12 protein-coding genes are annotated in these 11648 nt (G+C 55.2%); 5 read left to right on the top strand and 7 right to left on the bottom strand.

What is annotated here, in order from left to right; genetic code table 11:
• The coding region (locus tag BEN30_RS18760) for a hypothetical protein (protein ID WP_211563231.1) at positions 1-204 on the top strand (204 nt) is incomplete at its 5' end.
• On the opposite strand, the gene BEN30_RS00985 is transcribed toward BEN30_RS18760, so the two are convergent.
• The 6 genes from BEN30_RS00985 to miaA form a co-directional block, all read right to left on the bottom strand.
• Positions 201-1754, bottom strand: a complete 1554-nt coding sequence (locus tag BEN30_RS00985; protein ID WP_069956476.1) for a 2-isopropylmalate synthase — start codon at positions 1752-1754, stop codon at positions 201-203. The genes BEN30_RS18760 and BEN30_RS00985 overlap by 4 nt on opposite strands.
• A 419-nt stretch (positions 1755-2173) precedes the next feature.
• Positions 2174-2674, bottom strand: a complete 501-nt coding sequence (locus BEN30_RS00980; protein WP_069956475.1) for a c-type cytochrome — start codon at positions 2672-2674, stop codon at positions 2174-2176.
• Between the two features lie 83 nt (positions 2675-2757).
• On the bottom strand, positions 2758-3777 hold the full coding sequence (gene ilvC / locus BEN30_RS00975) for a ketol-acid reductoisomerase (protein ID WP_069956474.1): 1020 nt from the start codon (positions 3775-3777) through the stop codon (positions 2758-2760).
• Between the two features lie 62 nt (positions 3778-3839).
• Entirely contained in the window at positions 3840-4391 is a 552-nt protein-coding gene (gene ilvN, locus BEN30_RS00970) for an acetolactate synthase small subunit (RefSeq protein WP_069956473.1), read from the bottom strand.
• 23 nt (positions 4392-4414) lie between these two features.
• Positions 4415-6178 carry an acetolactate synthase 3 large subunit gene (locus BEN30_RS00965; protein ID WP_069956472.1) on the bottom strand — a complete coding sequence of 588 codons (1764 nt, stop codon included), beginning with the start codon at positions 6176-6178 and terminating at the stop codon, positions 4415-4417.
• 206 nt (positions 6179-6384) lie between these two features.
• Positions 6385-7377 (bottom strand): tRNA (adenosine(37)-N6)-dimethylallyltransferase MiaA, encoded by a 993-nt coding sequence (miaA, locus tag BEN30_RS00960; RefSeq protein ID WP_069956471.1) that lies wholly within the window; start codon positions 7375-7377, stop codon positions 6385-6387.
• On the opposite strand from miaA, the gene serB reads away from it, so the two are divergent.
• The 3 genes from serB to BEN30_RS17630 all read left to right on the top strand — a co-directional run bounded on the left by serB (position 7274) and on the right by BEN30_RS17630 (position 9382).
• Positions 7274-8296 (top strand): phosphoserine phosphatase SerB, encoded by a 1023-nt coding sequence (gene serB / locus BEN30_RS00955; protein ID WP_245648950.1) that lies wholly within the window; start codon positions 7274-7276, stop codon positions 8294-8296. The two genes, miaA and serB, sit on opposite strands and share 104 nt — an antisense overlap.
• A 62-nt stretch (positions 8297-8358) precedes the next feature.
• On the top strand, positions 8359-8721 hold the full coding sequence (locus BEN30_RS17635) for a hypothetical protein (RefSeq protein WP_084004882.1): 363 nt from the start codon (positions 8359-8361) through the stop codon (positions 8719-8721).
• A gap of 28 nt (positions 8722-8749) precedes the next feature.
• Positions 8750-9382 (top strand): hypothetical protein, encoded by a 633-nt coding sequence (locus BEN30_RS17630; RefSeq protein ID WP_084004881.1) that lies wholly within the window; start codon positions 8750-8752, stop codon positions 9380-9382.
• 69 nt (positions 9383-9451) lie between these two features.
• On the opposite strand, the gene BEN30_RS00945 is transcribed toward BEN30_RS17630, so the two are convergent.
• Positions 9452-10819: a TrpB-like pyridoxal phosphate-dependent enzyme gene (locus BEN30_RS00945; RefSeq protein ID WP_069956469.1), complete on the bottom strand. Its 1368-nt coding sequence runs from the start codon at positions 10817-10819 to the stop codon at positions 9452-9454.
• 217 nt (positions 10820-11036) lie between these two features.
• Here BEN30_RS00945 and BEN30_RS00940 point away from each other — a divergent pair.
• The coding region (locus BEN30_RS00940) for a PAS domain-containing protein (RefSeq protein ID WP_139134783.1) at positions 11037-11648 on the top strand (612 nt) is incomplete at its 3' end.

Genomic DNA, 11648 nt, shown 5'->3' with positions numbered 1-11648 from the left:
TGTTCAGGGCGAACTAAGGAGCAGGTTGTCGTTGAGGCGGAAATAGACGCGCAACGCCAGCGGCAAGCGCACAGCGCTGCCGTCCATCGTTACAAAGCTAAAGGCAAAAGCTGTCATGATCGCGTTTTCCCGGCAGTCAACCAACGGGCGGCGGTCGGATCATTCCCCAACCGCCGTCCACCGCTTGATGAATACCCAGATTAGGCAGACAGGGCCGAGGGTGCGGTTTTTTCGCGCTTCACCAGCAACTTGTTCAAAGCCGTGATGTAAGCCTTGGTGCTGGCCACCATGGTATCGGTGTCCGCAGCCTGTCCATTGACGGTGCGACCGTTTTCCTCCAAACGAACCGTCACCTCCGCTTGTGCATCCGTACCGTGTGTCACGGCGTGCACTTGGTACAGCTGCAAATGGGCTTCGTGGGGGAACAATGTCTTGATGGCATTGAACGCTGCGTCAACCGGACCGTCACCGGTCGAGGTGCACGATTTGATTTCCCCATCGATGGACATTTCCAGTTCCGACTTCGGCGGTTGATGCTTGGTGCCGCACAGAATTTCCAAGCTGACCAGCTGCAAACGGTCGTTACCGCGCAAGACTTGGTCATCAACCAACGCCATGATGTCTTCGTCGAACACATCCTTTTTCTTGTCGGCCAAATCCTTAAAGCCCTTAAACGCGACTTCGATGGCATTTTCGCCGATGTCGTAGCCCAAGTCTTTTAACTTTTCCTTGAACGCATGACGGCCCGAGTGCTTGCCCAAAACCAACTTTGATTCCGTCAGGCCCACCGATTCCGGAGTCATGATTTCATAGGTTTCGGCATTTTTCAGCATGCCGTCCTGGTGAATGCCACTTTCGTGGGCAAACGCGTTTTTACCGACGATGGCCTTGTTGGGCTGAACCGTAAATCCCGTCACGGTCGATACCAGACGCGACGCCTTCATGATGTCTTGGGTGACGATGTTGGTTTGAAACGGCATCAAATCCTGGCGGGTTTTCAAGGCCATGACGACCTCTTCCAAGGCCGCATTCCCGGCCCGTTCGCCCAGGCCATTGATGGTGCATTCCACTTGTCGTGCGCCCGCGCTGACGGCCGCCAACGAATTGGCAACGCCCAGACCTAAGTCATTGTGGCAATGGACCGAAAAAATCGCTTTGTCGGCATTGGGCACGCGTTCAAACAGCATATTGAACAACGCCGAATATTCGTGCGGCATGGTGTAGCCGACGGTGTCGGGAATGTTGATGGTGGTGGCCCCGGCTTTAATGGCGGCTTCGACGCAACGACACAGAAAATCATGTTCCGTGCGGGTGCCGTCTTCGGCGGACCATTCCACGTCGTCGGTGAAGGTGCGGGCAAACGCCACGCTTTCTTTGACCTTCTCAAAGACCTTTTCCGGGTCCATCTGCAACTTGTATTTCATGTGCAGGGGGCTGGTGGAAATGAAGGTGTGGATGCGTTTACGCTCGGCCGGTTTGATGGCTTCGGCGCACCGTTCGATATCCATTTTGGTGGCGCGCGCCAAACCGCATACGGTCGAGTTCTTCACAATCTTGGCGATTTCATTGACCGCTTCGAAGTCACCATCGGATGCGATGGGAAAACCGGCTTCGATCACATCGACGCCCATCTCTTCCAAGACCATGGCGATGCGAATTTTTTCATCCAGGTTCATGGAGGCGCCGGGCGATTGCTCGCCATCGCGCAAGGTGGTGTCAAAAATGACGACGCGGTTATTGTCAGATGTGCTCATGAGTTTTGTCCTTCGGGTAAAATCTTAGGTTCGCGCCTTCGCGCTACGGCTCTTGTTTCCCCTAAGCACCATCGGCACGATCATAGGCCGCAGGCGTCAGGGGCACCTAAGAAGCAGGTTCCCGTCGAGGATCAGATTGGACAACAGCAGACGCACGTGAGCACGCGACACCCGAGCATGCGACATTGGCCGCAAAGTGGGTGTGTTCAACGTCTCAAAGCTGGCGGCGGGTGCCGTCATCGTGCCAAAAACCTTTTCAACTGCCGCAATATTTCAACCAACAACGTGTCGGAAACCTGATTTAACCCCGCACCATATGTCCCGTCAACACCTTTCAACTGTGTTCTATATGGGGTGGGGAGAGCGCAATTCACTCACAAAAGTGCATTTTTTCGTCAAAGCAACACCAATCGACACTTTCAAGGTCTTCCGGCCCCCTGCTGAGTTTTCGCTTTTTCCTGACGAAATTCGATGTGGCAGCTTTTGCACGCACCAGCTAAACGCATGAAATTTGCGCCGACAGTAGTCTTGACCAATGCCGCTTGCGCCAAGGCCTTGGCCTGCTTTTGGGCGTCTTCGGCAAGACGCTCAAACTGATCCCACCGCTGCCAGATGGCCGGGTTTGCCTCGCTGGTGGTATCAAAGCTGTCTTTGGGAAACAGGCGCACCATCTCTTGGCCGGTGCGCGCACTGATGGTCTCGGCCAAACGCGCGACCTCGCCTCCATCGAACACGGCCTCGCCAAATGCGAACGGGGCCAGCGCCTTCATCGACGCGGCCAAGGCTTTCATATGCTCCATTCGTTCAAAAACGATCCCCTTAGCCCCTTCATGCCCCTTGGCTCCACCGGGCACCAGCACGATTATGGAAACACCGATCAACAACGCGGGAAGCGCCAAGCGTAAGGCAGATTTTTTCATCACAACTGTTTCCACCTGAATGAAAAAGGGCGGAGCTCGAAAGCTCCACCCTTTTTATACGTTACCGTTGGTGAGATAAAACCTTAGTTCTTATCTTTATCAACCAACTTGTTGGCACCGATCCACGGCATCATGGCGCGCAGGCGTTGGCCGACTTCTTCGATTTCGTGTTCGGCGTTGCGACGGCGGGTGGCCTTAAAGGACGGCTGACCGGCTTTGCATTCAAGCATCCAATCGCGGGTGAAACGGCCCGACTGAATGTCGTCCAAAACGCGTTTCATTTCGGCTTTGGTATCAGAGGTGATGATCCGCGGGCCGGTGACGTAGTCGCCGTATTCGGCCGTGTTGGAGATCGAATAGCGCATGTTGGCCATGCCGCCTTCGTACATCAAATCGACGATCAGCTTCACTTCGTGCAAGCACTCAAAGTAAGCCATTTCCGGGGCGTAGCCACCTTCGACCAAGGTTTCAAAACCGTTTTTGATGAGTTCCATCAAGCCACCGCAAAGCACAACCTGCTCACCGAACAAATCGGTTTCGCATTCTTCTTTGAAGGTGGTTTCGATCACGCCGGAACGTCCGCCGCCGATGGCAGATGCGTACGACAGCGCCACTTCCAAAGCGTTACCGGTGGCGTTTTGGTGAACGGCCACCAAGCACGGTACGCCGCCGCCTTTTTTGTATTCGCCGCGAACCGTGTGGCCGGGGCCTTTGGGGGCAACCATGAACACGTCCAAATCGGCGCGCGGTTCAATCAAATTGAAGTGCACGTTCAAACCATGGGCAAACACCAAGGCTGCGCCCTGCTTCATGCCTTTGTGCATGTCGGCGTAATAAATGTCGGCCTGCAATTCGTCAGGCGTCAACATCATCATGACGTCGGCCCATGCAGCGGCTTCGGCAACGGTCATGCATTTGATGCCTTCGGCTTCGGCCTTTTTGCGGGTCGATGAATCTTCGCGCAGCGCTACGACGACATCGGTGACGCCGCTATCGCGCATGTTCAACACATGGGCATGACCCTGGGAGCCATAACCAACAACGGCAACTTTTTTGCCTTTGATCAAATTGACGTCAGCGTCACGATCGTAATAAACGCGCATTTTCTGTTTTCCTTCAGATCCAAATCTGGACACATATATATATTGAGGTTCGGGTTAAAGCCCTAGTCTTGGCCTTCCATGCTTTCCGGCCCACGGGCAATTGCCACTACGCCTGTGCGGGACAAATCCACAAGGCCCAGTGGCTTCATAAGTTCAATGAAAGCGTTAAGCTTTTCGGTGTTGCCGACGATTTCAAAGACAAAAGATTCAGTCGTCGCGTCCACCGGGCGGGCGCGAAAAATATCGGCGATCCGCAGCGCTTCAACGCGCTTTTCGCCCGTACCATCGACTTTGACCAAGGCCAGTTCCCGTTCAACCGAGGGACCGTCAAGGGTCAAATCCGATACACTGTGCACCGGCACCAAACGCCCCAACTGGGCCTTGATCTGTTCAATGATCATGGCCGTGCCGGAGGTTACAATGGTGATGCGCGAAAGACCCTGTTTATGCCGCGTTTCCGCGACCGTCAGACTTTCGATGTTATAGCCGCGGCCCGAAAACAAGCCGATCACGCGCGCAAGCACGCCCGGTTCGTTATCCACCAAGACCGAAATGGTGTGCGTGAGCACGTCTTCGTGATAGGGGTTTTCGCCGTAGATGCTGGTCGTCGCCATGCTCAAGTACTCCTATCCGCGCCTTAAACCAAAACCATGCCGTCTTCGGAGACGGCATTTTCGGTATCGACGTCTGCACCGAAAATCATTTCATTGTGCGCTGCGCCCGATGGGATCATCGGGAAACAGTTTTCTTCCTGCGCCACGGCAATTTCGCAAATCACCGAGTTTTCGGTTTCAAGCATTTTGGTGATAACATCATCCAGCTCTTCGGGCTTGGTGGCGCGCAGCCCCACCGCACCAAAGCTTTCCGCCAGCTTCACAAAATCCGGCAAGGCCTGCATATAGCTTTCCGAATAGCGCGAACCGTGCAGCAATTCCTGCCACTGGCGCACCATGCCCATATATTGGTTGTTGAGGATAAACACCTTCACCGGCAAGCCATATTGCATGATCGTCGACAGCTCTTGAATGTTCATCAAAATCGAGGCTTCCCCAGCGATATCAATGACCAAGGCATCCGGATGCGCCACCTGCACGCCCATGGCGGCGGGCAAACCATAGCCCATGGTGCCCAGGCCGCCGGACGTCATCCAGTGATTTGGCTTATCAAACTTGAAGTACTGCGCCGCCCACATCTGGTGCTGGCCCACTTCGGTGGTGATGTAGACATCCTTGCGATGCTTGGTCAGCTCATACAGGCGTTGAATGGCCAATTGCGGTTTGATGACCTTGGCGTCTTTTTGATACGCCAAGCAGTCTTTCGCCCGCCAGTCTTCAATTTTTTTCCACCATTGCTTCAAAGCCTTTTGATCGACTTTGGCTTGGCTGGCGCGCCACACCTTGATCATGTCTTCCAACACGTGTCCCACATCGCCAACCACCGCCACGTCAACGCGCACGCTTTTGTTGATGGAACTGGGATCAATATCGACGTGAATTTTTTTCGAATTCGGGCTGAACGCATCCAAGCGCCCGGTGATGCGATCGTCAAAGCGCGCGCCGATGCACAACATGACGTCACAATCGTGCATGGACATGTTGGCTTCATAGGTGCCGTGCATGCCCAACATACCCAAATACTGGGAATCTGAAGCCGGATATGCGCCCAACCCCATCAACGTCAAGGTGATGGGAAAGCCCGTCAACTGGGTGAACTGCTTCAACAATTGCGCCGCGCCGGGGCCGGAATTGACCACCCCGCCACCGGCGTAAATGATCGGCTTTTTGGCCTTGGCCAACAACTTAACGGCATCTTTGATGTCGCTGATGTCGCCCTTGACGCGGGGGTTGTAGCTCTTGTGCTTCACCTTGGTCGGCGGCATATATTCGCCCATCCCCATGAGGATGTCTTTGGGCAGATCGATCACCACCGGGCCGGGACGTCCGCTCTGCGCGACATAAAAGGCCTCATGCATAATTCTGGCTAAGTCTTTGATGTCTTTAACCAAATAATTGTGCTTCGTGCACGGACGGGTGATCCCCGTGGTGTCGGCTTCTTGGAAGGCATCGTTGCCGATCAGGTGCGTCGGCACTTGGCCGCACAAGCACACCAAGGGGATGGAATCGAGCATCGCGTCCAACAACCCGGTCACCGCATTGGTCGCACCGGGGCCGGACGTCACCAAAACGCAGCCCACCTTACCGGTCGAACGCGCATAGCCTTCGGCTGCATGCACGGCACCACCTTCTTGACGAACAAGAATATGGCGCAGCTTGTTTTGCTTGAAAATCTCGTCATAAATCGGAAGGACGGCACCACCGGGATAACCGAATACCACATCAACGCCTTGATCGTGCAAGGCTTTGATCACAATTGCGGAACCGTTCATTTCGACGTTTGCCATGATGTCCTCGTTGGTCTTAGGCGCTGCCCGTACTTCAATCTCTAAAACAGCACCAAAAGTGCAAAATACCGTGCAGATGCCCCCCAGTTGACGACCGCGCCAAAGACACGTTGTCAAAAGGGGAATACCCCTGCCCGAACGCAGATGGGCCGCCCCTAGGATTTCCCAGGGCGAGCCCAATTGCAAGAGACAGGGAAACTAGACGTTCACGTCCGCTCGGTCAACAGAAACTCGTGAACAAATGAAAAGATTTCTTCGCGAAACCTTTTCGAATATTGCGCAGAAAGCACATGTGCGCCCGCCAATTGCGATCGCACCCAGGTCAATTGACGTTTTGCATAATTGCGGCTGACCTGTTGAGCCTGAGCGATGGCGTCTTCCAACGCCAATTCGCCGTTCAAATAGGCGCTCAGTTCCGGCACCCCCAGCGCTTTCATAACCGGTAACGCGGGATCAAAGTTCAGCGCCAACAGGGCCCGGACTTCATCGAGCGCGCCCGCTTCCACCATGCGGGAAAAACGCGCATCAATCCCGGCATAAAGCGCTTCGCGGGGGGGAACCAAAGCGATGTGAGCAAAACGCACCCCGGGCAACAGCGGAATGCGCGGCTCATTTTGCCAAGCGGACAACGGCTTGCCCGTGGCGGTGCTGACTTCCCAGGCCCGGATCAGGCGCTGGGTGTCGCCTGCAGGCAAACGCTCGGCGCTGACCGGGTCCAAAGTGGCGACTTCGGCCTTAAATGCGTCGGCACCCAGTTGAGCATGGCGTGCCGTGGCTTGATCACGAAATGCAGGGGCAATGGTGGGAATCGGCGACAATCCCTCAACCAAACTTTTGAGATACATGCCCGTTCCGCCCACCAACACAGGCAACCGCCCGGTTTCAAAGCAGCTTTCGATTTCGGCCACCGCCATCTCACACCAGCGCCCGGCCGAACAGGCTTCGGCACCCGAAAGCACGCCAAACAGGCGATGGGGCACGCGTTTTTCGTCTTCAATTGACGGTCTGGCGGTCACTTCACGCAATTCGGTGTAGACCTGCATGGAATCAGCGTTTATCACGGTGCCAGAAAAATGCTCGGCGACATCCATCGCCATGGCCGACTTGCCACTCGCGGTCGGTCCGGCGATGATCAAGACCGAGCGCCGCCCTTGCCCCTCCGATTTGGGTCCCTCCGATCTGGTGTCGTGTGCCGACATGGACAATGTTCTCACTCTCATTTCAAAACCCGCTGCTGGCGTTCTCAACGTCAACGTTGTTGAGGAAGTCCGGGCCAGCCTGACCCGTGCCGGGGCAATCGTATCCCCGCCCAACTGGCTGTCCCCAGACGAAGCCGTCGATCTCGCCTTCGATGCGCTTGCCAGCCAAGACGCTGAAACAATCACACGCCAAGCGCTTGACGGCCAGCCCCTTGATGTGATCGCGCAAAGCACGCTCAGGCGCAAGAAAAAGCTGATCATCGCCGATATGGACAGCACCATCGTCGAAGGTGAAACCTTGGACGATTTAGCCGAATTTGCGGGTATCAAAGACCAGATCGCGGCCCTGACGGCGCGCGCCATGAACGGTGAAATGGGCTTTACCGAGGCGCTTAAAACCCGCGTCGCCTTGCTCGAAGGCTTGCACGAAAGTTGCCTGGCCGACACCATGACGCACGTGCGTCTCCACCCGGGCGCGCTGGCGCTGATCTACACCATGCGCGCAAACGGAGCGTTCACGGCGCTGATTTCGGGCGGATTTTCCTATTTCACCGATCGCATTCGCAAACAGGTCGGCTTTCACATGTCACTCGGCAACAAACTGGAAATCATCGATGAGCGCTTGAGCGGTCAGGTGCTTGCGCCCGTGGTCGATAAAAACACCAAACTGGAAATGCTCATCGACATGGCGGCCCAACATGGATTGGGCATGACCGATACCTTTGCCATTGGCGACGGCGCCAACGACGTGCCGATGTTAAAAGCGGCCGGCATGGGAGTGGCGTATCATGGACACCCCGTGGCCCGTGAAAATGCCCGCGCACGGCTCGATTATGCAGACCTCACCGGGGCCCTGTTCATCCAAGGTTATCGACGCGATGAATTCTGCGAAAGTCCCTTATCACATAAGGAGTATTGAACTTCGCGCTCATTACGATAGGCTAGGACAATATTCGAGAACAGCTGTGGCCGACCTAACCTATGGAACACACTCCACCACAAGAGGCGGAAACTGAGACGGTCAACAAAATACCGTCAACCATTCAGTTCGAGCACAGCTTCTTTCACACCCTCGAACACACCTCTTTCCGCACCTTGGAAGATACTCATGAACCTGTAATGGTCACGGTGTTGGACCGGCACGAAGTGTCTTTGAAGTTTTCCGGCATTAAGTCCGAACTCAATCTCACCCCCGACGACCCCGACGCCAAGATGCTCGACCACATCAGAGAGGGCCTAAAATACGTTCGTGAATTGCACATCGGCGACAAAATGCCGACCGAAATGACCACGGGGGGCGCGTCCGTGGGCAGTCACGGCCCAGCACCGCGCCACGGCTCATAACCGCGTCACCATGCAGTTGGTGTCATGGATGTCGGGTGAAGAGACCATCATCACCGACCCCGAGCAATTGGCCCAGGTGGTGGATGACCCCAAAACCAAGCAAAAAATCAGCCAGGCCTTTTCCGAAGCGGCCAAAGCCTTGGGGATTGCGGAAGACCGTCGTGAAGATGTGATTTCCCTGATTTCAAACCTGGCCAATGAATTGGCCTACATCGAAGCCTTGCGCGAAGTTTACCACGATGTTTTACGCATCCACAAAACCGTGCGCGGTCTTGAAAAAAGCTACAAGAGCGAACAGAGCGTTCTCGACACAATCATGTCGCTCAAACGCTTGTTTAAGATCGCGCTGGATGGTTTTAATTTCTCGTTTGTTGAATTGGATGCGCAGACGGGGGAAATTCTCTCGGCGCTCACCAACATCAAACAAGTCAGCCGCTTCATCCGCGAACACCGAAACGACCTGCACCGCCGCTTATGGGCATGGGATGGCTTGATCAACGATTGGCGCGACATTTCGGAACACCGCTCTTCAAAAGCCGTGTTGCGCTTGGGCGAGCTTTACCACTTCCTCGCCCAACGCTTTTTGCCGCGCAACGAATGGGAACTGTATTCCAAGGCCATGGACAAAACCAAGAAACGCGCAACCGAAGTCCGCTGGTAACCAGACCCGTTTTCAGACAAAAAAAGACCGACCAAACGGCCGGTCTTTTTTGTTGGCGATAAAATCAATCTATTCCGCCGCGATATCGGGCAACCCGCCCAAGGACTTCGCCAGCATGGCTTCGTCGTAAGGCTCGTCGGTGAGTTTGCCGTCGAAGAAGTCGGTGTAGGCTTGCATGTCGAAATAACCGTGTCCCGACAGGTTGAACAAGATGGTCTTGCTTTCCCCGCTTTCTTTGCACTTCAGCGCTTCATCGATGGCGGCTTTGACCGCGTGGGTGCTTTCGGGTGCAGGGACAATGCCTTCGGCCTTGGCGAACGTCACCCCGGCGATAAAGCATTCGGTTTGAGCATAGGCGCGGGCCTCCATCAAACCGAGGCTATAAGCATGGCTGAGCAACGGTGCCATGCCGTGATAGCGCAAGCCGCCCGCGTGAATGGGCGACGGGATAAAATTGGAACCCAGCGTATACATCTTCACCAACGGCGTCAGACTGGCGGTATCGCCAAAGTCATAGGCAAACTTGCCACGGGTCAGAGTTGGGCACGACGCCGGTTCGGCGGCGATGATGCGGGTCTTTTTGCCTTCGCGCAGATTGCGCCCGATGTAAGGAAACGCAAGGCCCGCCAAGTTGGAGCCACCGCCAGCGCAGCCGATGACGATGTCGGGATCATCGCCCGCCATATCCATCTGTTCCATCGCTTCCAGGCCGATGATGGACTGGTGCAGCAATACGTGATTGAGCACACTGCCCAGGGCGTACTTGGTGTCATCACGCTGGGCGGCCATTTCAACGGCTTCGGAAATGGCGATGCCCAGCGATCCGGTGCTGTCAGGATACTCGGCCAGCACAGCCCGGCCAGAATTGGTCTCAACAGACGGGCTCGCCACACAGCGCGCGCCAAAGGTTTGCATCAATGCGCGGCGATAGGGTTTTTGTTGAAAGCTGACCTTGACCATGTAGACATCGACTTCAAGGCCAAAATACTGCCCGGCATAGGCGATGGATGAGCCCCACTGTCCCGCCCCGGTTTCCGTGGTGAGACGCTTGGTGCCTTCTTGTTTGTTGTAAAAGGCCTGCGGCACGGCGGTGTTGGGTTTATGACTGCCCGTTGGGCTAACGCCTTCGTATTTATAATAAATCTTGGCGGGCGTATCTAACGCCTTTTCCAGCTTGCGGGCGCGAAATAACGGCGACGGACGCCATTGACGATACACATCGCGCACCGGTTCGGGAATTTCGACTTCGCGTTCAGCCGTGACTTCCTGGGCGATCAGCGCCATGGGAAACAGCGGGGCCAAATCATCCGGGCCGACCGGTTGCCCGGTGCCCGGGTGCAACACTGCGGGGGGCGGTACAGGCAAATCCGCCACCAGATTATACCAAGCCTTTGGCATGCGATCTTCGCTCAACAGATATTTAATACTATCGGACATTTTTTCCCCTCTGGATGGTTCATTATGGCATCTGATGTGGGCATTATCGCTCCCCAATACAAAAAATTCCACAACCCAATTCCCCCCTGCCCTTGTGTCTGAGCCATTTCGGGCGTAAAAAACGGTCTACGCGTCTCTTGAGTCCTAGCCCAAGCTCAAAAGATCGCCAAAAAACCGCAAAACGCACCTGTGCTTATATTGGGATACCCCCGCGTCCATGTCTGAAGCCCTTCCATCCAGGTCGCCCCACGTCTTTCGCGGCACAACGCCTTTAGCCCCTCGGCCTAACATCACCCTGCAAGATGACACGTTGCAAGATGACCTGCTGCAAGACCTGTCGCGTCAAGTTGCGTCCTCCGTCCTCGATGCGGTTTCGGATTTGGTGTGCATCTGCATCGGTGGCAAAATCAAACACATCAACAAAGCTGGCGTTCAGTTTTTGGAGGCTCGTGATGCCAGCGTGCTGATCGGTCAATCATTCCAAGCTTTCATAAGCGACAACTTCGCTGCCACCATCGACAACATCATCGGCCTTTTGGCAAAAGAACCCGAACCCACGCCAATGCGCATCAAGGGCCTCAACGGCAAGCTTGTCAGCCTTCGCCTCAAGGTCGTCGCATTACCTGAATTGGGTGAGACCGCACATATGGTGCTTGGCGAGAACATCACCCGCCAAGCGGAACTGACGGACGCCATTCAACTGAGCGAAACGCGGTTTCGCAACTTGGTTAACAATGCCTTGGATTTGATCTGCGTGATGGACGATGGACGCATCAGCTACATCAACAGCGCAGGACTGAAAATGCTCAAAGCGGCGCATAAGGAGTTC

The organism is Magnetovibrio blakemorei (assembly GCF_001746755.1).
Classification (GTDB): Bacteria; Pseudomonadota; Alphaproteobacteria; order Rhodospirillales; family Magnetovibrionaceae; genus Magnetovibrio; species Magnetovibrio blakemorei.
The sequence above is the reverse complement of the archived record's forward strand: the minus strand, read 5'-3'. Positions and strand labels throughout refer to the sequence as shown.